At 71.1% G+C, this 21,608-nt stretch carries 21 protein-coding genes; 18 read left to right on the forward strand and 3 right to left on the reverse strand.

Annotated elements, in window-relative coordinates; translation table 11 throughout:
* Positions 1–38 precede the first annotated feature (38 nt).
* Together ACWC2T_RS24100 and ACWC2T_RS24105 are read left to right on the forward strand one after the other, a co-directional pair.
* The gene (locus ACWC2T_RS24100; protein WP_450672412.1) at positions 39–638 is read left to right on the forward strand and encodes an HdeD family acid-resistance protein; all 600 of its coding nucleotides are present in this window, start codon (positions 39–41) and stop codon (positions 636–638) included.
* A gap of 175 nt (positions 639–813) precedes the next feature.
* Complete coding sequence (locus tag ACWC2T_RS24105; protein ID WP_450672481.1) at positions 814–1,308, forward strand: ATP-binding protein; 495 nt, start codon at positions 814–816, stop codon at positions 1,306–1,308.
* A gap of 298 nt (positions 1,309–1,606) precedes the next feature.
* Here the strand turns inward: ACWC2T_RS24105 and idi are convergent, their stop codons facing one another.
* From idi to galE, 3 genes are all read right to left on the reverse strand, one after another.
* Positions 1,607–2,200, reverse strand: a complete 594-nt coding sequence (gene idi / locus ACWC2T_RS24110) for an isopentenyl-diphosphate Delta-isomerase (RefSeq protein WP_450672413.1) — start codon at positions 2,198–2,200, stop codon at positions 1,607–1,609.
* Between the two features lie 177 nt (positions 2,201–2,377).
* Complete coding sequence (locus tag ACWC2T_RS24115; RefSeq protein WP_450672414.1) at positions 2,378–3,319, reverse strand: cation diffusion facilitator family transporter; 942 nt, start codon at positions 3,317–3,319, stop codon at positions 2,378–2,380.
* A gap of 179 nt (positions 3,320–3,498) precedes the next feature.
* The gene (gene galE / locus ACWC2T_RS24120; protein ID WP_450672415.1) at positions 3,499–4,470 is read right to left on the reverse strand and encodes a UDP-glucose 4-epimerase GalE; all 972 of its coding nucleotides are present in this window, start codon (positions 4,468–4,470) and stop codon (positions 3,499–3,501) included.
* 263 nt (positions 4,471–4,733) lie between these two features.
* Between galE and ACWC2T_RS24125 the strand changes: the two genes are divergently transcribed.
* The 16 genes from ACWC2T_RS24125 to ispG all read left to right on the forward strand — a co-directional run bounded on the left by ACWC2T_RS24125 (position 4,734) and on the right by ispG (position 21,593).
* Entirely contained in the window at positions 4,734–6,521 is a 1,788-nt protein-coding gene (locus ACWC2T_RS24125; protein ID WP_450672416.1) for a DUF5941 domain-containing protein, read from the forward strand.
* Entirely contained in the window at positions 6,518–7,270 is a 753-nt protein-coding gene (locus ACWC2T_RS24130) for a phosphocholine cytidylyltransferase family protein (protein ID WP_450672417.1), read from the forward strand. The genes ACWC2T_RS24125 and ACWC2T_RS24130 overlap by 4 nt, the downstream gene beginning before the upstream one ends.
* Positions 7,258–8,319, forward strand: a complete 1,062-nt coding sequence (locus ACWC2T_RS24135) for an iron-containing alcohol dehydrogenase family protein (protein ID WP_450672418.1) — start codon at positions 7,258–7,260, stop codon at positions 8,317–8,319. The genes ACWC2T_RS24130 and ACWC2T_RS24135 overlap by 13 nt, the downstream gene beginning before the upstream one ends.
* Positions 8,297–9,076 carry a CDP-alcohol phosphatidyltransferase family protein gene (locus ACWC2T_RS24140; protein ID WP_450672419.1) on the forward strand — a complete coding sequence of 260 codons (780 nt, stop codon included), beginning with the start codon at positions 8,297–8,299 and terminating at the stop codon, positions 9,074–9,076. The genes ACWC2T_RS24135 and ACWC2T_RS24140 overlap by 23 nt, the downstream gene beginning before the upstream one ends.
* A gap of 8 nt (positions 9,077–9,084) precedes the next feature.
* Positions 9,085–9,957 carry a glycosyltransferase family 2 protein gene (locus ACWC2T_RS24145; RefSeq protein WP_450672482.1) on the forward strand — a complete coding sequence of 291 codons (873 nt, stop codon included), beginning with the start codon at positions 9,085–9,087 and terminating at the stop codon, positions 9,955–9,957.
* A 61-nt stretch (positions 9,958–10,018) separates the two neighbouring features.
* Positions 10,019–10,948: an ABC transporter permease gene (locus ACWC2T_RS24150; protein WP_450672420.1), complete on the forward strand. Its 930-nt coding sequence runs from the start codon at positions 10,019–10,021 to the stop codon at positions 10,946–10,948.
* Positions 10,941–11,729, forward strand: a complete 789-nt coding sequence (locus tag ACWC2T_RS24155) for an ABC transporter ATP-binding protein (RefSeq protein WP_450672421.1) — start codon at positions 10,941–10,943, stop codon at positions 11,727–11,729. The genes ACWC2T_RS24150 and ACWC2T_RS24155 overlap by 8 nt, the downstream gene beginning before the upstream one ends.
* A 359-nt stretch (positions 11,730–12,088) precedes the next feature.
* Positions 12,089–12,985 (forward strand): squalene synthase HpnC, encoded by an 897-nt coding sequence (gene hpnC, locus ACWC2T_RS24160; protein WP_450672422.1) that lies wholly within the window; start codon positions 12,089–12,091, stop codon positions 12,983–12,985.
* A complete protein-coding gene (gene hpnD / locus ACWC2T_RS24165) occupies positions 12,982–13,944 on the forward strand; it encodes a presqualene diphosphate synthase HpnD (RefSeq protein ID WP_450672423.1) in 963 nt (320 codons plus the stop codon). The genes hpnC and hpnD overlap by 4 nt, the downstream gene beginning before the upstream one ends.
* Positions 13,944–14,072 carry a DUF6380 family protein gene (locus tag ACWC2T_RS24170; RefSeq protein WP_450672424.1) on the forward strand — a complete coding sequence of 43 codons (129 nt, stop codon included), beginning with the start codon at positions 13,944–13,946 and terminating at the stop codon, positions 14,070–14,072. Before hpnD ends, ACWC2T_RS24170 begins: the two co-directional genes overlap by 1 nt.
* On the forward strand, positions 14,069–15,502 hold the full coding sequence (gene hpnE, locus ACWC2T_RS24175) for a hydroxysqualene dehydroxylase HpnE (protein ID WP_450672425.1): 1,434 nt from the start codon (positions 14,069–14,071) through the stop codon (positions 15,500–15,502). The genes ACWC2T_RS24170 and hpnE overlap by 4 nt, the downstream gene beginning before the upstream one ends.
* Positions 15,502–16,638 carry a polyprenyl synthetase family protein gene (locus tag ACWC2T_RS24180; RefSeq protein ID WP_450672426.1) on the forward strand — a complete coding sequence of 379 codons (1,137 nt, stop codon included), beginning with the start codon at positions 15,502–15,504 and terminating at the stop codon, positions 16,636–16,638. Before hpnE ends, ACWC2T_RS24180 begins: the two co-directional genes overlap by 1 nt.
* A 121-nt stretch (positions 16,639–16,759) precedes the next feature.
* A complete protein-coding gene (gene shc / locus ACWC2T_RS24185; protein WP_450672427.1) occupies positions 16,760–18,787 on the forward strand; it encodes a squalene--hopene cyclase in 2,028 nt (675 codons plus the stop codon).
* A 1-nt stretch (position 18,788) separates the two neighbouring features.
* Positions 18,789–19,430: a phosphorylase family protein gene (locus tag ACWC2T_RS24190; protein WP_450672428.1), complete on the forward strand. Its 642-nt coding sequence runs from the start codon at positions 18,789–18,791 to the stop codon at positions 19,428–19,430.
* A gap of 5 nt (positions 19,431–19,435) precedes the next feature.
* Positions 19,436–20,461, forward strand: a complete 1,026-nt coding sequence (gene hpnH / locus ACWC2T_RS24195) for an adenosyl-hopene transferase HpnH (RefSeq protein ID WP_450672429.1) — start codon at positions 19,436–19,438, stop codon at positions 20,459–20,461.
* A gap of 4 nt (positions 20,462–20,465) precedes the next feature.
* On the forward strand, positions 20,466–21,593 hold the full coding sequence (gene ispG, locus ACWC2T_RS24200; RefSeq protein WP_450672430.1) for a flavodoxin-dependent (E)-4-hydroxy-3-methylbut-2-enyl-diphosphate synthase: 1,128 nt from the start codon (positions 20,466–20,468) through the stop codon (positions 21,591–21,593).
* Positions 21,594–21,608 lie beyond the last annotated feature (15 nt).

The raw sequence follows: 21,608 nt of genomic DNA on the forward strand, positions 1-21,608 counted from the left end.
GAGGGGGGTGGCGAACGGCGTGGACCGAGGAGGTGGCCATGGCCAGGGCCGGCACACGCAGGGACAGCGCGACGAGACTCCACCGCGGCTTCAGCTGGCTCACCGCGCTCGGTGTGCTCCTCGTGCTCGCCGGGATCGTCGGACTCGTCTACACCGCGGCCGCCACGCTCACCTCGATGCTGCTGTTCGGCTGGCTGCTGCTGATCGGCGGCATCGTGGGGCTGCTGCACGCCGTCCAGGCCCGCGGCACCAGCTTCTTCTGGCTCGGTGTCATCGTCGCCGCCCTGAACATCGCGGCCGGCGTCGTCGTCATCCGCCTGCCGCACGCCGCGGCCGCCGCGCTCACCATGTTCGCCGCGCTGCTGTTCCTCTCCGCGGGCTTGTTCCGGCTGGTCGGCGGCCTGGTCGTGCGCGGACCGCAGCTGGGCTGGACCCTGCTGCTCGGCGCCTTCGACCTGCTGCTCGGGATCCTGGTCCTCGGCTCCTGGCCGAGCAGCAGTCAGTACGTCATCGGGGCGTTCTTCTCGCTCGCCCTCCTCTTCGACGGCCTCGGCCTCGTGGCCACCGGCTACGGCGGGCGCCGTATCGTCGGTCTCGTCTCCGAAGAGGGGCAGCCCAAACCCGTACCACCCGACTAGTTCGCGAACCGGCGTCCGGGCGACAGGAACAGTCCCCACACGTGACCGTGTCATACGCACTCGGTCAGAAACCGTTCGATACCCGCTGACTTGTGTTCAGGCCTTCGGGCCGGAGCGGTTCGTTACCAACACTCGACGTGTGGTGACAATCGAGCGCGAGGGTGGCGACCGGACGATGGACAACCACGGGCGCGGTGACGGGCCGCGCCCAGCGGGGGGCGCCGAACGGCCGCCCGATCCACTGCCGTACGAAGGCGTCTGGCGGTTCACCGCCGCCGCGGTGGACGCCTCGGTCCCGCAGGCCCGGCACGCCGTACGGGACCTGCTGCTGCGCCAGGGCGTGCCGGTCTCCGACGAGCTGGTGTACGGCCTGCTGCTGATCGTCTCCGAGCTGGTCACCAACGCGGTACGGCACGCGGCGCTGCTGTCGCCGATGCTGGCCGTGGAGGTCGCGGTCGGAGCCGAGTGGGTGCGGGTGTCCGTGGAGGACAACCACCCCTACCGTCCGACCGCCCTGGAGGCCGACCACGGTCAGACCGGCGGCCGGGGCTTGCTCCTGGTCCGCGAGGTGGCGCGGGAGGCGGGTGGGACGGTCGACGTCGAGCACACCGCGAGCGGCGGCAAGGTGATCTGGGCCGCCCTCCCGCTCAAGCCCGCGACGCTGCCGTAGAGCCGGCTCAGAAGGCCGCGATGTTGCCGTAGAGCCGGCTCAGAAGCCTGCGATGTTGCCACAGAGGCGCCGCTGAAGCCCGTGGCGTTGTCGCGAGCCGCCTCGGAGTCGCAGGCCCGCGAGACTGTCGAACCGCGCGGGCACGCGAGACTGCCCAACCGCCCAGGCCGGCCGGCGCTGTCGTAGCACGGCAGGCCCGCGGAGCTGCTGCGGGCGCGCAGCCCGATGCGACCGCTGAACCGCGCAGGCCCGCCGACGCCGTGGCGGCGCCCCGGACCCGCATGCTGTCGTGGACGGCTCACCAGCCCGCGGCCGGGCCCGTCAGCTCTCTGATCGCCGGACGGGCCGCGTCCAGGACGGTCATGAACCAGGCCGAGAAGGGGTCGCGGGCGTGCCGCTCGGCGAGCTCGGCGGCCGTCACGAACGCGGTTTGGCCGACCTCCTCCGGGTCCGGCGCGAGCCGCGCCTGCACCAGACCGACGAACAGGTGGTTGTACTCCTGCTCGACCAGGCCCGAGGCCGGGTCCGGGTGGTTGTAGCGGACCGTGCCCGCCTCCGCCAGCAGCGAGGGCGACACGCCGAGCTCCTCGAACGTGCGCCGGGCCGCGGCGGCGAACGGCGCCTCGCCCGGGTACGGGTGGCCGCAGCAGGTGTTGGACCACACGCCGGGGGAGTGGTACTTGCCGAGCGCCCGCTGCTGGAGCAGCAGCCGGCCCTGCTCGTCGAAGAGGAACACCGAGAACGCGCGGTGCAGCTGCCCGGGCGGCTGGTGGGCGGCGAGCTTCTCCGCCGTGCCGATCGTCACACCCTTCTCGTCGACCAGTTCCAGCAAAATCGCCTCTGCGGTGCCATTCGACGGGCTGTGCGTCGCGGTGGCAGGTGTGATCGGCATACCCATCCTTCGCCTCGGTCTTCGCACCCCAAGTCTGCCGTACGAATCCGGCACTCCCGGCACTTCCCCGCACGTCGCGCGCGGCGCGGCGCCGGAAGGCGGACCCGGTAGATCATCGTGCCCGATCCGGAGATCACGGAACCGTCCACGACGGGTGTCGAACACCAGTGCGCATTGTCAGTGGCACAGCCGGGCCTCGTGCTCGGCGTGCCCGCTCGGCTCCAGCTGGAAGGTGCAGTGCTCCACGTCGAAGTGGTCGCCGAGGCAGCCCTGCAGTTCGTGCAGCAGCTTCTCGTGGCCGACGGCGCTGAGCACGTCCGAGCTGACCACCACATGCGCCGAGAGCACCGGCATCCCGGAGGTGATCGTCCACGCGTGCAGGTCGTGTACGTCCTCCACGCCGTCCAGCGCCAGGATGTGTGCCCGCACCTCGTCCATGTCGACGTTCTTCGGGGCCGCCTCCAGCAGCACGTCCAGCGTCTCGCGCAGCAGCTTCAGCGTCCTCGGCACGATCATCACGCCGATGACCAGCGAGGCGACCGGGTCGGCGCGCTGCCAGCCGGTGGTCAGGATGACCGCCGCCGAGACCAGCACCGCGAACGAGCCCAGCGCGTCGGCGGCGACCTCCAGGAAGGCGCCGCGCACGTTCAGGCTCTCCTTCTGCCCGCGCATCAGCAGGGTCAGCGAGATCGAGTTCGCGACCAGGCCGATCAGGCCGAACACGATCATCAGGCCGCCGCGGGTCTCCGCGGGCGTCACGAACCGCTGGAGGGCCTCGTACAGGACGTATCCGCCGACCCCGAGCAGCAGCACACAGTTGGCCAGGGCGGCGAGGATCTCGGCGCGGGCGTAGCCGAAGGTGCGGTTCGTGCTCGGCGGGCGGTTGGCGAAGTGGATCGCCAGCAGGGCCATGCCGAGGCCCACCCCGTCGGTCGCCATGTGCGCCGCGTCCGCGATCAGCGCCAGCGAGTCCGCGGCCAGGCCGCCGACGATCTCCACCACCATGATCGTGAGCGTGATGCCCAGGGCGATCCGCAGCCTGCCCCGGAACGCTGCCGCGGCCGTACCCGTCGGCGGCGCATGGTTGTGCGCGTGCCCGTGGTCGTGCCCTGCCCCCATGACATCCGCCCTTTCCGTTTCCGTTCGGCAGGGCCCAGTGAACTACGGGTGGGGGGTATGGGGCAACGCGGCACTGAACACCGTTGTCATGTGCCCTGACCTGCGGAAACGTTCCGCAGGTCAGGGGCGGGTACGGCTCGTCCGTATGAGCTCTCGGGCAACGGCCCTTCGGGCGCGGCTCACCCGCCGTGGTGCAGCTGCCAGCCCTGCCAGGCCGACTCCACCATCTCGCGCACCCCGCGCCCGGCCCGCCAGCCCAGCTGCTCGGCGGCCCGCTCGGCGGAGGCGACCGCGCGCGGCGCGTCCCCCGGCCGGCGCGGCTCCACCAGCGGCTCCCGGCGGTCGCCGCTGACCTCCCCGATGACCGTGATCAGTTCGCGCACCGAGACGCCCTCGCCCCGCCCGATGTTCAGCGTCAGATCGCCGGACGCAGCACCGCCGGCGAGCCGGTGCGCCGCGGCGAGGTGGGCCTCGGCGAGGTCGGCCACATGGATGTAGTCGCGGATGCAGGTGCCGTCCGGCGTCGGATAGTCGTCACCGAAGATCCGCGGGGCCTCGTCGCGGGTGAGCCGGTCGAAGACCATCGGCACGATGTTGAACACACCGGTGTCCGCGAGTTCCGGCGCCGCCGCGCCCGCCACGTTGAAATAGCGCAGGCACACCGTGGAGATTCCGTGCGCCTTTCCGGCCGCCCGCACCAGCCACTCACCGGCCAGCTTGGTCTCGCCGTAGGGGCTCACCGGCGCGCACGGGGTGTCCTCGGTGATCAGGTCCACGTCCGGGTTGCCGTACACCGCTGCCGACGAGGAGAACACCAGCCGCCGGATCCCGGCCCCGGCGACCGCGTCCAGCAGGGTGGCGAGGCCGCCCACGTTCTCCCGGTAGTAGCGGGTGGGCTCGGCCACCGACTCGGCCACCTGCTTGCGCGCCGCGAGATGGACGACTCCCGTGACGTCGTACTCCGCGAAGACCCGCTTCAACAGCTCACCGTCCAGCGTCGAGCCCTGAACGAGCGGGACGTCCGCGGGAAGCCGGGCGGGCACCGCCGCCGACAGGTCGTCCAGCGCCACGACTCTCTCCCCGGCGCCGGCCATGGCCCGTGCCACATGCGCCCCGATGTATCCGGCACCGCCGGTGATCAGCCACGTCATGGTCGTCCACCCTACGCGCAGGCGAGGTGTCCCGGTTGCCCGGTTCTGCGCCGACGGGTTTGTGGGCCGGGCCCCGGATCACCGATGATGATCGCGGCAAAGGCCGGGGCAGTCCCCGGGGACCGGGCCATGAACGGCCGGTGAACAAGGGTTTCCGTGCATCCGATAGCCTCTGCCGACATGCCGCCCGGGTGCCGCTGGCAGGGCGCCCCACCATGCAAGAGACCGGCTCCATCGCGCCGGCACCCAGGGAGTGAGTTCGGTTGTCGACGGCCATCGTCACCGGTCAGCCGGTACCCGGATCGTCCCTGGAGAACGATCTGCGGTCGCTCGGCTTCGACGTCCGGGTGGCAGCGGACCCCGCCGAGGCCGAGACCCTGCTCGCCGCCGCGCCCACCGGCGACCGCGTGGCCCTGGTCGACGCCCGCTTCGTCGGCCACCGGCACGCCCTGCGCCTCGGCCTGACCGACCCGCGCTTCCCGCTCTCCGCGATCCCCGGCGCCGTCACCGCCCAGCCGGACGCCCGGCAGGCGATGACCCGGGCCGTGGCCCGGGAGACCTCCGCCGGCGGCGGCACCGCGCTCGCCGTGGACAGCCTCGCCGACCGCATCATCACCTCCCTCGACGCCGACGGCTGCGAGGTGCACCGGCCGGAGCTGGGCAGCCTCGTCGCCGCGGTCCCCGCCGACCCGCAGGCCCGCAACGAGGCACGGCAGGCCGTCGCCGCCGTCGACGAGGAGGCCGTACGCCTGAAGTCGGCCGTGAAGTCCCGCGACGGGTTCTTCACCACGTTCTTCATCAGCCCCTACTCGCGCTACATCGCCCGCTGGTGCGCCCGCCGCGGCCTGACCCCCAACCAGGTCACCACCGCCTCGCTGCTCACCGCCCTGATCGCGGCGGGCTGCGCGGCCACCGGCACCAGGGGCGGTTTCGTCGCGGCCGGTGTGCTGCTGATCGCCTCCTTCGTCCTGGACTGCACCGACGGCCAGCTCGCCCGTTACGCCCTGAAGTACTCCACGCTCGGCGCCTGGCTCGACGCCACCTTCGACCGGGCCAAGGAGTACGCCTACTACGCCGGCCTCGCCCTCGGCGCGGCCCGGGGCGGCGACGACGTGTGGGCCCTCGCCCTCGGCGCGATGGTCCTGCAGACCTGCCGGCACGTGGTCGACTTCTCCTTCAACGAGGCCAACCACGACGCCACCGCCAACACCAGCCCCACCGCCGCCCTCTCCGACAAGCTGGACAGCGTCGGCTGGACGGTCTGGGCACGGCGGATGATCGTGCTGCCGATCGGCGAGCGCTGGGCGCTGATAGCGGTCCTGACGGCGGCCACGACCCCCCGCATCACCTTCTACGTGCTGCTCGCCGGCTGTGCCCTCGCCGCGACGTACACCACGGCCGGGCGTGTGCTGCGCTCGGTGACGCGGAGGGCGACGCGCACGGACCGGGCGGCGCAGGCGCTGGCGGACCTCGCCGACAACGGCCCGCTCGCCGCGCTCGTGGCCCGCATCACCCAGGCCCCCCTCGGCGCCCCGCCGGCGCTGGCCCTGGCCGGCCCGGCCGTCCTCGCGGTGTCCCTCTTCTCCGGGGTGACCTGGGCGCCCGTCGCCGGTGCCGTCGTGTACGCGGTCACCTCGGGACAGGCGCTGCAGCGCCCCCTCAAGGGCGCCCTGGACTGGCTGGTCCCTCCGCTCTTCCGCGCAGGCGAATACGGCACCGTCCTCATCCTCGCGGGCAAAGCAGGGGTGAACGGCGCCCTCCCTGCGGCTTTCGGTCTGGTGGCCGCCGTCGCCTACCATCACTACGACACGGTGTACCGCATCCGCGGCAACGCCGGAGCGCCCCCAGCCTGGCTGGTGCGCGTCATCGGGGGGCACGAGGGGCGGACGCTGCTCGTCACCGTCCTGGCCGCGGTGCTCACCGCCTCGCAGTTCACGGTCGCGCTCACGGTCCTCGCCGTGGCCGTCGCCCTCGTGGTGCTCGTCGAGAGCATCCGTTTCTGGGTCTCCGCAGGGGCCCCAGCCGTACACGACGAAGGAGAACCCGCATGATCGGCCTCGTGCTGGCGGCCGGCGCCGGACGGCGTCTGCGCCCCTACACCGACACCCTGCCCAAGGCTTTGGTGCCGGTGGGGCCCGCGGGCATAGAGGGCGAACCAACCGTGCTGGACCTCACCCTCGCCAACTTCGCCGAGGTCGGCCTGACCGAGGTCGCGATCATCGTCGGCTACCGCAAGGAGGCCGTCTACGAGCGCAAGGCGGCCCTGGAGCAGAAGTACGGCCTCAAGCTCACCCTCATCGACAACGACAAGGCCGAGGAGTGGAACAACGCCTACTCCCTGTGGTGCGGCCGTGACGCCCTCAAGGACGGCGTGATCCTCGCCAACGGCGACACCGTCCACCCGGTCTCCGTCGAGAAGACGCTGCTCGCCGCGCGCGGTGAGGGCAAGCGGATCATCCTCGCGCTGGACACCGTGAAGTCGCTCGCCGACGAGGAGATGAAGGTCGTCGTCGACCCCGAGAAGGGCATGACGAAGATCACCAAGCTGATGGACCCCACCGAGGCCACCGGCGAGTACATCGGCGTCACGCTCATCGAGGGCGACGCCGCCCCGGAGCTGGCCGACGCGCTGAAGACGGTCTGGGAGACCGACCCGCAGCAGTTCTACGAGCACGGCTACCAGGAGCTCGTCAACCGCGGCTTCCGGATCGACGTGGCGCCGATCGGCGACGTCCAGTGGGTCGAGATCGACAACCACGACGACCTTGCCAAGGGACGGGAGATCGCGTGCCGCTACTGACCCGGCTCATTCCCTCGCCGGTCGTCGTCGACATCCGCCCGGGTGCCCTGGACGACCTGGCCGCCGTCCTCGCCGACGAGCGCATCGCGCAGTCCGGCCGGCTCGCCGTCGCCGTCAGCGGCGGCTCCGGTGCCAAGCTGCGCGAGCGCATCGCCCCCTCGCTGCCCGGCGCCAGCTGGTACGAGGTCGGCGGCGGCACCCTCGACGACGCGATCCGGCTGGCCGGCGAGATGAAGTCCGGCCACTACGACGCGGTGGTCGGGCTCGGCGGCGGCAAGATCATCGACTGCGCCAAGTTCGCCGCGGCGCGCATCGGCCTGCCCCTGGTCGCCGTACCGACGAACCTCGCGCACGACGGACTGTGCTCGCCGGTCGCGACCCTCGACAACGACGCGGGACGCGGCTCCTACGGCGTGCCGAACCCCATCGCGGTCGTCATCGACCTGGACGTGATCCGCGAGGCCCCGGCCCGTTTCGTCCGGGCCGGCATCGGCGATGCGATCTCCAACATCAACGCGGTCGCGGACTGGGAGCTGTCCAACCGGGTCAACGGCGAGAAGATCGACGGCCTGGCCGCCGCGATGGCCCGCCAGGCCGGCGAGGCGGTGCTGCGCCACCCCGGCGGCATCGGCGACAACGACTTCCTCCAGGTGCTCGCCGAGGCGCTGGTCCTCAGCGGTATCTCGATGTCGATCTCCGGTGACTCCCGCCCGTCCTCCGGCTCCTGCCACGAGATCAACCACGCCTTCGACCTGCTGTTCCCCAAGCGGGCCGCCGCCCACGGCGAACAGTGCGGACTCGGCGCCGCCTTCGCGATGTACCTGCGCGGGGCGCACGAGGAGGCGGTCCACACGGCCGGGGTGCTGCGCGGGCACGGGCTTCCGGTGCTGCCGGAGGAGATCGGCTTCACCCTGGACGAGTTCGTCCGCGCCGTGGAGTTCGCCCCGGAGACCCGCCCCGGCCGCTACACGATCCTCGAACACCTCGACCTCAAGACGAACCAGATCAAGGACATCTACGCCGACTATGTCAAGGCCATCGGTAGCTGAACTCCGTCCGGTCGTCCACCCCGCTGGGGTCAAGGACCGGCGCAGCGGTGAGCACTGGATGGGACGCCTCTACATGCGCGAGGTGTCCCTGCGGGTCGACCGCTACCTGGTGAACACCAGGGTCACGCCCAACCAGCTCACGTACCTGATGACCGTCTTCGGCGTGCTCGCGGCCCCGGCACTGCTCGTGCCGGGGATCTGGGGCGCCGTGCTCGGCGTGGTGTGCGTCCAGATGTATCTGCTGCTGGACTGCGTCGACGGCGAGATCGCGCGCTGGAAGAAGCAGTACTCGCTGAACGGCGTCTATCTCGACCGCGTCGGCGCCTACCTCACCGACGCCGCGGTGCTCACCGGCTTCGGCCTGCGCGCCGCCGACCTGTGGGGCGGCGGCCGTATCGACTGGCTGTGGGCCTTCCTCGGCACGCTGGCCGCGCTCGGCGCCATCCTCATCAAGGCCGAGACCGACCTGGTCGGCGTGGCCCGGCACCAGGGCGGGCTGCCCCCGGTCAAGGAGGCCGCCGCCGAGATGCGCTCCTCCGGCATGGCGCTGGCCCGCCGGGCCGCCGCCGCGCTGAAGTTCCACCGGCTGATCCTCGGCATCGAGGCGTCCCTGCTCATCCTGGTCCTGGCGATCGCCGACCAGGTGCGTGGCGACCTGTTCTTCTCCCGGCTGGGTGTCGCGGTGCTGGCCGGCATCGCCCTGCTGCAGACCCTGCTGCACCTGGTGTCCATCCTCGCCTCCAGCAGGCTGAAGTGAGTACGGCCATGCGGGTCGGCGCCGTCGTCATCACCATGGGCAACCGGCCCGAGGAGCTGCGGGCCCTGCTCGACTCGGTCGCCAAGCAGGACGGTGACCGGGTCGAGGTGGTCGTTGTCGGCAACGGCTCGCCGGTCCCGGACGTGCCCGAGGGCGTACGGACGATCGAGCTGCCCGAGAACCTGGGCATCCCCGGCGGCCGGAACGTCGGCATCGAGGCCTTCGGGCCCGGTGGCCGGGATGTCGACATATTGCTCTTCCTCGACGACGACGGACTGCTCGCCCGCCATGACACGGCCGAGCTGTGCCGCGAGGCCTTCGCCGCAGACCCCGAGCTCGGCATCATCAGCTTCCGCATCGCCGACCCGGAGACCGGCGAGACCCAGCGCCGCCACGTGCCCCGGCTGCGCGCCTCCGACCCGATGCGCTCTTCCCGGGTCACCACCTTCCTCGGCGGCGCCAATGCCGTCCGTACCCGGGTGTTCGCCGAGGTCGGCGGGCTGCCGGACGAGTTCTTCTACGCCCATGAGGAGACCGACCTGGCCTGGCGGGCCCTCGACGCCGGCTGGCTGATCGACTACCGGTCGGACATGGTGCTGTACCACCCGACCACCGCGCCCTCGCGGCACGCCGTCTACCACCGCATGGTCGCCCGCAACCGCGTGTGGCTGGCCCGCCGCAACCTCCCCGTCCCGCTGGTCCCCGTCTACCTCGGCGTCTGGCTGCTGCTCACCCTGCTGCGCCGCCCGTCCGGGCCGGCCCTGAAGGCGTGGTTCGGCGGGTTCAAGGAGGGCTGGACCACCTCCTGCGGCCCCCGCCGCCCGATGCGCTGGCGCACGGTGTGGCGGCTGACCCGACTGGGCCGGCCTCCGGTGATCTGAGAAGCTTTCTCTTACCCGAAGAGAGCAAGCTTCTTACCCGAGAGAGTGCGGATTTCCACTCGTGAGTCACACAACGCATGACGGCGGTGTCGCGGTGAGCGCGATACCGTCGCCCGACGAGGGGCTGACGGCGGCGCAGCTCGCCGCCAAGTACGGGCTCGCCGTGAGCGGCGCCCGTCCCTCACTGCCCGAGTACGTCCGCCAGCTGTGGGGTCGGCGCCACTTCATCCTCGCCTTCTCCCACGCGAAGCTGACGGCGCAGTACAGCGAGGCCAGACTCGGCCAGTTGTGGCAGGTGGCGACGCCGCTGCTGAACGCGGGCGTGTACTACTTCATCTTCGGCGTGATCCTGCACGCGAGCCGCGGCCTGTCCCAGGACGTGTACATTCCGTTCCTGGTGACGGGCGTGTTCGTGTTCACCTTCACGCAGAGCTCGGTCATGTCGGGCGTCCGGGCGATCTCCGGCAACCTGGGCCTGGTGCGTGCCCTGCACTTCCCGCGTGCCTCGCTGCCGATCTCCTTCTCGCTGCAGCAGCTCCAGCAGCTGCTGTTCTCGATGATCGTGATGTTCGTCGTGGCGATCGGCTTCGGCAGCTACCCGAGCCCGGCCTGGCTGCTGATCGTGCCGGTCCTGCTGCTGCAGTTCCTGTTCAACACCGGGCTCGCGCTGATCGTGGCCCGCATGGGAGCCAAGACGCCGGACCTCGCCCAGCTGATGCCGTTCGTCCTGCGCACCTGGATGTACACCTCCGGCGTGATGTTCTCCATCCACAAGATGATGGAGGGACGCTCCGAGATCGCGGTCCGGCTGCTCCAGGTCAATCCGGCCGCGATCTACATGGACCTCATGCGCTACGCGCTGATCGACGGCTACGGCGCCTCGAACCTGCCGCCGCACGTGTGGGCGATCGCGCTGTTCTGGGCCGTGGCCGTCTTCCTCGGCGGCTTCGTGTACTTCTGGCAGGCGGAGGAGAGGTACGGCCGTGGCTGAGACCGGCACCCAGGACCGCCGCCCGACCGTCATCGCGGACGACCTGCACATCGTCTACCGCGTCAACGGCGCCGGGACCGGCAAGGGCAGCGCGACGGCCGCCCTCAGCCGCATCCTGAAGCGCGGCTCGGACGACGCGGCACGAGGGGTGCGCAGGGTGCACGCGGTGCGCGGCGTGTCCTTCGTGGCCCGTCGCGGCGAGGCCATCGGCCTGATCGGCTCCAACGGCTCCGGCAAGTCCACGCTGCTGCGTGCCATCGCGGGCCTGCTGCCCGCCGAGAGGGGCAGGGTCTACACCGACGGCCAGCCCTCGCTGCTCGGTGTCAACGCGGCACTGATGAACGACCTGACCGGCGAGCGGAACGTGAACCTGGGCGGTCTCGCGATGGGGATGTCCCGGGAGCAGATCAAGGAGCGCTACGAGGAGATCGTCGACTTCTCGGGCATCAACGACAAGGGCGACTTCATCACCCTGCCGATGCGCACGTACTCCTCGGGCATGGCGGCCCGGCTGCGGTTCTCCATCGCCGCCGCCAAGGACCACGACGTCCTCATGATCGACGAGGCGCTCGCCACCGGTGACCGGGGGTTCCAGAAGCGCTCGGAGGAACGCATCCGGGAACTGCGGGGGGAGGCCGGGACGGTCTTTCTGGTCAGTCACAACAACAAGTCCATCCGCGACACCTGTGACCGCGTCCTGTGGCTGGAGCGCGGGGAGCTGCGCATGGACGGACCGACCGAAGAGGTCCTGAAGGAATACGAGAAGTTCACGGGCAAGTAGCACGTTTTCGGCCAGGGCCCCGCCGGAGACCGTCCGGCGGGGCCCTGCCTCTGCAAAGGAACCGTCAACTCCGGTACTCGTGGGGAATCTTGGAGCCAATCGGTGTGTTGTTGTGATGCGCGGGACACCCGGACGGACCACGCCGCGTTGTACAACGTAAGCTGTACCGGTGCCTGAAAGCGGCAAGTGGGGCGATAATGCGCGACATCCTCGCGGGGCCGCCCCGCCGATCGCCGGGCGGCGTGTCCGAAATAGTGTGTATTGGGTCGGCAGTGTAGAACGGGAGATGTGACGGCAATGGCTACGGAAACTCCCCAGCTCAACGCAGCATGTGCCGTCCCCGCGCCGGGCAGCGCCCGATGACGGCAACCGAGACGGCGGCGGACCCGGAGCGCGCCACGCTCGACAAGGCCACGAGCGAGAACTTTCCCGTGGCCCCCTTCTTCCTGCCCAGGGCCTGGCGCACCGACCTCATGGCCGTCTACGGCTTCGCCCGCCTCGTCGACGACATCGGCGACGGCGACCTCGCCCCCGGCGGCGCCGACGCCCGGCTGCTCGGCGTGTCGGCCGCCGAGGCCGAGGACCGGCTCGTCCTCCTCGACGCCTTCGAGACCGACCTGCGCCTCGTCTTCGACGGCACCCCGCACCATCCGCTGCTGCGCCGGCTGCAGCCCACCGTCCGCCGCCGCTCCCTCACCCCCGAACCCTTCCTCGGCCTGATCGCCGCCAACCGCCAGGACCAGCTCGTCACCCGCTACGAGACGTACGACGACCTTCTCGCCTACTGCGAACTGTCGGCCAACCCCGTCGGCCGCCTCGTCCTCGCCGTCACCGGCACCTCGACCCCCGAGCGGATCCGTCTCTCCGACGCGATCTGCACCGGGCTGCAGATCGTGGAACACCTCCAGGACGTCGCCGAGGACCTCGGCCGTGACCGGATCTACCTCCCGGTCGAGGACATGAAGCGCTTTCACGTGCAGGAAACGGATCTTGGCGCAAAAACCGCGAGCGCATCGGTGCGCGCCCTGGTTGCATACGAGGCACAACGCGCCCGCGATCTGCTGAATGAAGGCGCCCCCCTGGTGGGTAGCGTCCACGGCAGGTTGAAGCTGCTGCTCGCGGGGTTCGTGGCGGGGGGAAGGGCGGCGGTCCATGCGATCACCGCCGCCGAATACGACGTCCTTCCCGGCCCGCCCAGACCCCGCAGGCTCCAGTTGCTGCGTGAGGCGGGCGCGATCCTGCGAGGAGAGGGGTGATCCGGACCGTGGATTCTCCGTCGCACGTGTCCGCACCGGTACTCGCCGCCTACAGCTACTGCGAGACCGTCACGGGGCAGCAGGCACGCAACTTCGCCTACGGCATCCGCTTGCTGCCCACGCCCAAGCGCCGGGCCATGTCGGCGCTGTACGCGTTCTCCCGGCGCGTGGACGACATCGGCGACGGCGACCTGGCCGACGAGGTGAAGCTGAAGCGGCTCGAGGACACCAGGGCGCTGCTCGCCCGGGTCCGCCGGGACGAGGTGGAGGAGGACGACACCGATCCGGTGGCCGTCGCCCTCGCCCATGCCGCGCGCGCCTTCCCGATCCCGCTCGGCGGCCTCGACGAGCTGATCGACGGCGTCCAGATGGACGTACGCGGCGAGACCTACGAGACCTGGGACGACCTGAAGGTCTACTGCCGGTGTGTCGCCGGTGCCATCGGCCGCCTCTCGCTCGGCGTGTTCGGCACCGAACCGGGCGCGCGCGGCGCCGAGCGCGCACCCGAGTACGCGGACACCCTCGGCCTCGCCCTGCAGCTGACCAACATCCTCAGAGACGTGCGCGAGGACGCGGCCGACGGACGTACCTATCTGCCCGCCGACGACCTCGCCAAGTTCGGCTGCTCGGCCGGCTTCGACGGACCGACGCCACCGGACGGCTCCGACTTCGCGGGCCTCGTGCACTTCGAAGTGCGACGGGCCCGCGCTCTTTTCGCCGAGGGCTACCGGCTGCTGCCCATGCTCGACCGGCGCAGCGGCGCCTGCGTGGCCGCCATGGCCGGCATCTACCGCCGGCTGCTGGACCGCATCGAGCGCGACCCCGAGGCCGTGCTGCGCGGCCGGGTCTCGCTGCCCGGACGCGAGAAGGCCTATGTCGCCGTACGCGGTCTGTCCGGTCTGGACACCCGGCATGTGACCCGCCATGTCTCCCCGCGGTCCGTCAGGAGGCGCCCCTGATGCACCGCACCGAACCAGGAGACCTGCGGCAGGCAACCCTCCGCTGCGGCGTGGCGTCCCTGACTGCGACGGCCGACCGTGCACCGTTCACCCTGCACGCTCGGTACGCATGGAAGGACGCACGATGAGCGAAGGCTCACGCCCCGCACGGGCGCAGGGCACCGCGGGCGAAGAGGGCGCGGCCGGCCGCAGTGCCGTCGTGGTCGGCGGCGGGCTCGCCGGGATCACCGCGGCGCTCGCGCTCGCCGACGCCGGCGTCCGCGTCACCCTGCTCGAAGGCAGGCCCAGGCTGGGCGGCCTCGCCTTCTCCTTCCAGCGCGGCGAACTGACCGTCGACAACGGCCAGCACGTGTACCTGCGCTGCTGCACCGCCTACCGCTGGTTCCTCGACAGGATCCAGGGCGCGGCGCTGGCACCGCTGCAGGACCGCCTGGACGTGCCCGTCGTCGACGTCGCCAAGCCCGAGGGCAGGCGGCTCGGCCGGCTGCGGCGCGACCCGCTGCCCGTCCCCCTCCACCTGGGGCGCAGCCTGGCCGCCTATCCGCACCTCTCGCTCGCCGAGCGCGCCGCGGTCGGGCGGGCCGCGCTCGCGCTGAAGGGGCTCGACCTCGCCGATCCGGCCCTGGACACCCAGGACTTCGGCAGCTGGCTGGCCGCGCACGGCCAGTCGGCGCGCGCCGTCGAGGCCCTGTGGGACCTGGTCGGGGTCGCCACCCTCAACGCGGTCGCGGGCGACGCCTCGCTGGGGCTCGCCGCGATGGTGTTCAAGACCGGTCTGCTGTCCGACCCGGGCGCGGCCGACATCGGCTGGGCCCGCGTCCCACTGGGCGAACTGCACGACCGGCTGGCCCGCAAGGAGCTCGACTCCGCGGGCGTCCGTACCGAGGTCCGTACACGCGTCACCTCCGTCTCTATCAACGAGAACGGCACCTGGAGCGTTCAGGTTCCCGGCGAGAGCCTGGAAACCGACGCCGTCGTCCTCGCTGTACCCCAGGGCGAGGCCCACGACCTGCTGCCGCCCGGCGCCCTCGACGCGCCCGAGCAGCTGCTGGACATCGGCACCGCGCCGATCCTCAACATCCATGTGGTCTACGACCGCAAGGTGCTCGCGCGCCCCTTCTTCGCGGCCCTCGGCACGCCCGTGCAGTGGGTCTTCGACCGGACCGACGCCTCCGGGCTGACCGAGGGTCAGTACCTGGCGCTCTCCCAGTCGGCCGCCCATGGAGAGATCGATCTGCCGGTCGCCGAACTCCGCGAGCGTTATCTGCCGGAGCTGGAGCGGCTGATTCCGGGTACCCGGGGCGCCGTGGTGAAGGACTTCTTCGTGACCAGGGAGCGCACGGCCACGTTCGCTCCCACCCCCGGCGTCGGGCGGCTGCGGCCCGGCGCCCGCACCAAGGCCCCCGGCCTGTACCTGGCCGGAGCGTGGACCGCCACCGGGTGGCCCGCGACCATGGAGAGTGCGGTCCGCAGTGGAGTGAGCGCGGCCGACGCCGCCCTCAGCGCCCTGGGCCGGCCCCGCCCCCGCCATCTCTTCGAGTTCGAGGAGGCGGCCTGATGCTCGATCAGGAGCCCGCGGCAGGCCCCCGCACCCCCGGTACCGCAACAAGAGGAGAGACTGTGCCCACTGTGCCCCCGGCCTCGACGCCCGCCCCACGGGCCGCGGTGGACGTGACCGCGCTGCTGGAGCGCGGCCGCACCCTGGCCACTCCGGTCCTGCGTGCGGCCGTCGACCGGCTGGCGTCTCCCATGGACACCGTCGCCGCCTACCACTTCGGCTGGATCGACGCCCAGGGCAATCCGGCCGACGGCGACGGCGGCAAGGCCGTGCGTCCCGCGCTCGCCGTGCTCTCCGCCGAGGTCACCGGCGCCACGCCGGAGGTGGGCATCCCCGGCGCCGTCGCCGTCGAACTCGTCCACAACTTCTCACTGCTGCACGACGACCTGATGGACGGCGACGAGCAGCGCCGGCACCGCGACACCGTCTGGAAGGTGCACGGTCCCGCCCAGGCGATCCTGGTCGGTGACGCCCTGTTCGCCCTCGCCAACGAGATCCTGCTGGAGCTCGGCACCGTGGAGGCCGGCCGCGCCACCCGCCGGCTCACGACCGCCACCCGCGCCCTGATCGACGGTCAGGCGCAGGACATCTCCTACGAGCACCGCGACCGGGTCACCGTCGAGGAGTGCCTGGAGATGGAGGGCAACAAGACCGGCGCGCTGCTCGCCGCCTCCAGCTCCATCGGGGCGGTCCTCGGCGGCGCGGACGACGCGACCGCCGACGCGCTGGAGCGGTACGGCTACCACCTCGGCCTCGCCTTCCAGGCCGTCGACGACCTGCTCGGCATCTGGGGCGACCCGGAGGCCACCGGCAAGCAGACCTGGAGCGACCTGCGCCAGCGCAAGAAGTCCCTGCCGGTCGTCGCCGCGCTCGCGGCCGGCGGCCCGGCCTCCGAGCAGCTCGGCGAGATCCTCGCCGCGGATGCCAAGAGCAGCGACTTCGAGAACTTCTCCGAGGAGGAGTTCGCGGCCCGCGCAGCCCTCATCGAGCAGGCCGGCGGCCGCGCCTGGACCGCCGAGGAAGCGCGCCGTCAGCACACCATCGCCATCGAAGCCCTCGACGCCGTCGACATGCCCGAACGGGTGCGCGAGGCCTTCACGGCGCTCGCCGACTTCGTCGTCGTACGAAAGAGATGATCACTATCGGCCCAACACGCCTCGCGTAGTCGCCGGCCGGTGTCCGAGGATCGACATCAGGACACCGGCCGACGGCGGACCCACAGCAGCACGACTCGCACGACTGCACGAAGGGGAAGCCATGACAGCGACGACCGACGGAAGCACCGGGGCGACTGTGCCGTCCCGCGCTGCCGCGGCCAGCGACACCACCACCGTCACGACCCCCGGGGCGGCCGGGGCACAGGAAGCCGCCGCACGCGCCGCACGGCGCGCCACCGACTTCCTGCTCGCGCGGCAGGACGCCCAGGGCTGGTGGAAGGGCGACCTGGAGACCAACGTCACCATGGACGCCGAGGACCTGCTGCTCCGCCAGTTCCTGGGGATCCGCGACGAGCAGACCACCCAGGCCGCCGCGAAGTTCATCCGCGGCGAGCAGCGCGAGGACGGCACCTGGGCCACCTTCTACGGCGGGCCCGGTGAACTGTCCACCACCGTCGAGGCCTACGTCGCCCTGCGCCTGGCCGGCGACGCGCCCGACGAGCCGCACATGGCGAGGGCGTCGGCCTGGATCCGCGAGCGCGGCGGAATCGCCGCCTCCCGCGTCTTCACCCGGATCTGGCTCGCCCTGTTCGGCTGGTGGAAGTGGGAGGACCTGCCGGAACTCCCGCCGGAGCTGGTTTACTTCCCCACCTGGTTCCCGCTGAACATCTACGACTTCGGGTGCTGGGCGCGGCAGACGATCGTCCCGCTCACCATCGTCTCCGCCAAGCGCCCGGTGCGCCCGGCGCCGTTCCCGCTGGACGAGCTGCACACCGACCCGGCGAACCCCAACCCGCCGCAGCCGCTCGCCCCGGTGATGAGCTGGGACGGCCTGTTCCAGCGGCTCGACAAGGTGGTCCGCGGCTATCGCAAGGTCGCCGTGCGCAGACTCCGCAGGGCCGCGATGAACTCGGCGGCCCGGTGGATCATCGAGCGGCAGGAGAACGACGGCTGCTGGGGCGGCATCCAGCCCCCGGCCGTGTACTCGGTCATCGCCCTGCACCTGCTCGGCTACGACCTGAAGCATCCCGTGATGCGCGAGGGACTCGCCTCGCTGGACCGTTTCGCCGTCTGGCGCGAGGACGGCGCCCGGATGATCGAGGCCTGCCAGTCCCCGGTGTGGGACACCTGCCTCGCCACCATCGCGCTCATCGACGCGGGACTGCCCGTCGACCATCCGCAACTGGTGAAGGCCGCCGACTGGATGCTCGGCGAGGAGATCGTCCGGCCCGGCGACTGGGCCGTACGCCGCCCCCAACTGCCGCCGGGCGGCTGGGCGTTCGAGTTCCACAACGACAACTACCCCGACATCGACGACACCGCCGAGGTCGCCCTCGCACTGCGCCGGGTCCGGCACCACGACCCGGAGCGGGTGGACCACGCGATCGGCCGTGCCGTGCGCTGGAACCTCGGGATGCAGTCGAGGAACGGCGCGTGGGGCGCCTTCGACGTCGACAACACCAGCCCGTTCCCGAACCGGCTGCCGTTCTGCGACTTCGGCGAGGTCATCGACCCGCCGTCGGCCGACGTCACCGCGCACGTCGTGGAGATGCTCGCCGCCGAAGGGCTGGCCCACGACCCGCGCACCCGGCGCGGCATCGACTGGCTGCTCGCCGAACAGGAGCCGGACGGCTCGTGGTTCGGCCGCTGGGGCGTCAACTACGTCTACGGCACGGGCTCGGTGGTGCCCGCGCTGACCGCGGCCGGGCTGCCCGGCTCGCACCCGGCGATCCGGCGGGCGGTGGCCTGGCTGGAGAGCGTGCAGAACGACGACGGCGGCTGGGGCGAGGACCTGCGCTCCTACAAGTACGTCAAGGAGTGGAGCGGCCGGGGCGCCTCCACCGCCTCGCAGACCGCGTGGGCCCTGATGGCGCTGCTCGCGGCGGGGGAGCAGCACTCCAAGGCCGTCGAGCGCGGCATCCAGTGGCTGGCGGACACCCAGCGGGAGGACGGCACCTGGGACGAGCCGTACTTCACCGGCACCGGCTTCCCCTGGGACTTCTCCATCAACTACCACCTGTACCGGCAGGTCTTCCCGCTCACCGCGCTCGGCCGGTACCTGCACGGCGACCCCTTCGAGCGCGGCCTCCTCGCCAGGAAGCCGTCGGCCGAGGCCGAGGGGAGCTGACTTGAGCACCCAGCCCGTACCGCCCCCGCTGCTGATCGCCTGCGCGCTCGGCATCGAGCACCTCGCCCTGCGCACCGGGGACAGGAGCGGGGCGGACGGGCCGGTCAGCTTCGTCCGTACGGGCATGGGGCCCCGTGCGGCGAAACGCTCCATCTCGGGCCGGCTGGCCATCCCGGCGCTCGCCGAGGCCGCCGTACTGGCCACCGGCTTCTGCGCCGGGCTCGCCCCCGGCATGCACCCCGGTGACCTGGTGGTCGCCGAGGAAACCCGGGACCCGGGCGGCGCCGTCCCCTGCGTGGGCACCGAACTGCTCGTCAAGGAACTCGTGCGCATCCTGCCCGGACGCACGGTCCACACCGGCCCGCTCACCGGCTCCGACCACGTCGTGCGGGGCCATGAGCGGTCCGACCTGCTCGCGACCGGCGCGATCGCGGTCGACATGGAGTCGGCGGCCACGCTCCTCACGGCCGTCCGCGGTGGTGAGCGTCCGGTTGCGGCCGTACGGGTGGTCGTGGACGCCCCCGAACATGAGCTCGTCCGGATCGGCACCGTACGCGGTGGAATATCGGCTTTCCGCGTTCTTCGTTCTGTTCTTCCCGCATTTTTCGAATGGCACCGTTCTTTGCTGCTCCCCCGGAGGTGAGCCAGATGGCCATGCCGTTGCGTCAGACCGTCAAGGTCGCTACCTACCTGCTCGAACAGAAGCTCAGGAAGAGGGACAAGTTCGCTCTTCTGGTCGAGTTGGAGCCGTTGTTCGCGTGCAACCTCAAGTGCGAGGGCTGCGGCAAGATCCAGCATCCGGCAGGCGTCCTCAAGCAGCGCATGCCCGTCGCCCAGGCCGTGGGCGCGGTGCTGGAGTCCGGTGCGCCGATGGTGTCCATCGCCGGTGGCGAGCCGCTGATGCACCCTCAGATCGATGAGATCGTCCGTCAGCTGGTCGCCAGGAAGAAGTTCGTCTTCCTGTGCACGAACGCCCTTCTCATGCGCAAGAAGATGGACAAGTTCAAGCCCTCGCCGTACTTCGCGTGGGCCGTGCACATCGACGGGCTGCGCGAGCGGCACGACGCCTCGGTGGCGAAGGAGGGCACCTTCGACGAGGCGGTCGAGGCCATCAAGGAGGCCAAGCGGCGCGGCTTCCGGGTGACCACCAACTCCACCTTCTTCAACACCGACACCCCGCAGACCGTCGTCGAGGTGCTGAACTACCTCAACGACGACCTGAAGGTGGACGAGATGATGCTCTCGCCCGCCTACGCCTACGAGAAGGCCCCCGACCAGGAGCACTTCCTCGGTGTGCAGCAGACCCGCGAGCTGTTCAAGAAGGCCTTCGCGGGCGGCAACCGCAAGAAGTGGCGGCTCAACCAGAGCCCGCTCTTCCTGGACTTCCTGGAGGGCAAGGTCGACTTCCCCTGCACGGCCTGGGCGATCCCGAGCTACTCGCTCTTCGGCTGGCAGAGGCCCTGCTACCTGATGAGCGACGGATACGTGTCGACGTACCGCGAACTCGTCGAGGACACCGACTGGGACAAGTACGGCCGCGGCAAGGACCCGCGCTGCGCCAACTGCATGGCGCACTGCGGCTACGAGCCGACCGCCGTACTCGCCACGATGGGCTCCCTGAAGGAGTCCCTGCGGGCCGCGCGCGAGACGATGACGAGCGGAAAGCAGGGCTGACGCCATGACCGCCGTCCCCTTGGGCGTTCCCGAGGTACCGGCCCGGCCGGTCGCGCCGCGGCGGCAGTCGCGGCAGATCCACGTCGGGCCGGTGGCGGTCGGGGGCGGAGCCCCGGTGTCGGTGCAGTCGATGACCACGACCCGTACGTCGGACATCGGCGCCACCCTGCAGCAGATCGCGGAACTCACCGCCTCCGGCTGCCAGATCGTCCGCGTCGCCTGCCCCACGCAGGACGACGCGGACGCCCTCGCCACCATCGCCCGCAAGTCGCAGATCCCGGTGATCGCGGACATCCACTTCCAGCCGAAGTACGTCTTCGCGGCCATCGAGGCCGGCTGCGCGGCGGTCCGGGTGAACCCGGGCAACATCAAGAAGTTCGACGACCAGGTCAAGGAGATCGCGCGCGCGGCCAAGGACCACGGCACGCCGATCCGGATCGGCGTCAACGCGGGCTCGCTCGACAGGCGGCTGCTGGAGAAGTACGGCAGGGCGACGCCGGAGGCGCTGGTCGAGAGCGCTCTCTGGGAGGCGTCCCTCTTCGAGGAGCACGGCTTCAGGGACATCAAGATCTCGGTCAAGCACAACGACCCGGTCGTGATGATCGAGGCCTACCGGCAGCTCGCCGAACAGTGCGACTACCCCCTGCACCTGGGGGTCACCGAGGCCGGTCCGGCGTTCCAGGGCACGATCAAGTCGGCCGTGGCCTTCGGGGCGCTGCTCAGCCGGGGCATCGGCGACACCATCCGGGTGTCGCTCAGTGCTCCGCCCGCCGAGGAGGTCAAGGTCGGCATCCAGATCCTTCAGTCGCTCGGGCTGAGGCAGCGGCGGCTGGAGATCGTCTCCTGTCCGTCCTGCGGGCGGGCCCAGGTCGACGTCTACAAGCTCGCCGAGGAGGTCACGGCGGGCCTGGACGGTATGGAAGTGCCGCTCAGGGTCGCGGTGATGGGGTGTGTGGTGAACGGTCCGGGCGAGGCCCGTGAGGCCGACCTCGGAGTTGCCTCGGGCAACGGAAAGGGGCAGATCTTCGTGAAGGGCGAGGTCATCAAGACCGTCCCCGAGTCGAAGATCGTGGAGACCCTCATCGACGAGGCCATGAAGCTCGCCGAGCGGACGAGCCCCGCAGACGAATGAGTTGAGCACAGCACG

This window comes from Streptomyces sp. NPDC001393 (assembly GCF_053597455.1).

Coding starts and splice junctions, on each gene's coding strand:
- ACWC2T_RS24130 (WP_450672417.1), top strand. CDS start 6,518: ATGATCGGCCTCGTGCTGGCGGCCGGCGCCGGACGGCGTCTGCGCCCC.
- ACWC2T_RS24180 (WP_450672426.1), top strand. CDS start 15,502: ATGCTCGATCAGGAGCCCGCGGCAGGCCCCCGCACCCCCGGTACCGCA.
- ACWC2T_RS24145 (WP_450672482.1), top strand. CDS start 9,085: ATGCGGGTCGGCGCCGTCGTCATCACCATGGGCAACCGGCCCGAGGAG.
- ACWC2T_RS24170 (WP_450672424.1), top strand. CDS start 13,944: ATGCACCGCACCGAACCAGGAGACCTGCGGCAGGCAACCCTCCGCTGC.
- ACWC2T_RS24105 (WP_450672481.1), top strand. CDS start 814: ATGGACAACCACGGGCGCGGTGACGGGCCGCGCCCAGCGGGGGGCGCC.
- hpnC (WP_450672422.1), top strand. CDS start 12,089: ATGACGGCAACCGAGACGGCGGCGGACCCGGAGCGCGCCACGCTCGAC.
- galE (WP_450672415.1), bottom strand. CDS start 4,470: ATGACGTGGCTGATCACCGGCGGTGCCGGATACATCGGGGCGCATGTG.
- shc (WP_450672427.1), top strand. CDS start 16,760: ATGACAGCGACGACCGACGGAAGCACCGGGGCGACTGTGCCGTCCCGC.
- idi (WP_450672413.1), bottom strand. CDS start 2,200: ATGCCGATCACACCTGCCACCGCGACGCACAGCCCGTCGAATGGCACC.
- ACWC2T_RS24140 (WP_450672419.1), top strand. CDS start 8,297: ATGTCAAGGCCATCGGTAGCTGAACTCCGTCCGGTCGTCCACCCCGCT.
- hpnE (WP_450672425.1), top strand. CDS start 14,069: ATGAGCGAAGGCTCACGCCCCGCACGGGCGCAGGGCACCGCGGGCGAA.
- ACWC2T_RS24115 (WP_450672414.1), bottom strand. CDS start 3,319: ATGGGGGCAGGGCACGACCACGGGCACGCGCACAACCATGCGCCGCCG.
- ACWC2T_RS24100 (WP_450672412.1), top strand. CDS start 39: ATGGCCAGGGCCGGCACACGCAGGGACAGCGCGACGAGACTCCACCGC.
- hpnH (WP_450672429.1), top strand. CDS start 19,436: ATGGCCATGCCGTTGCGTCAGACCGTCAAGGTCGCTACCTACCTGCTC.
- ispG (WP_450672430.1), top strand. CDS start 20,466: ATGACCGCCGTCCCCTTGGGCGTTCCCGAGGTACCGGCCCGGCCGGTC.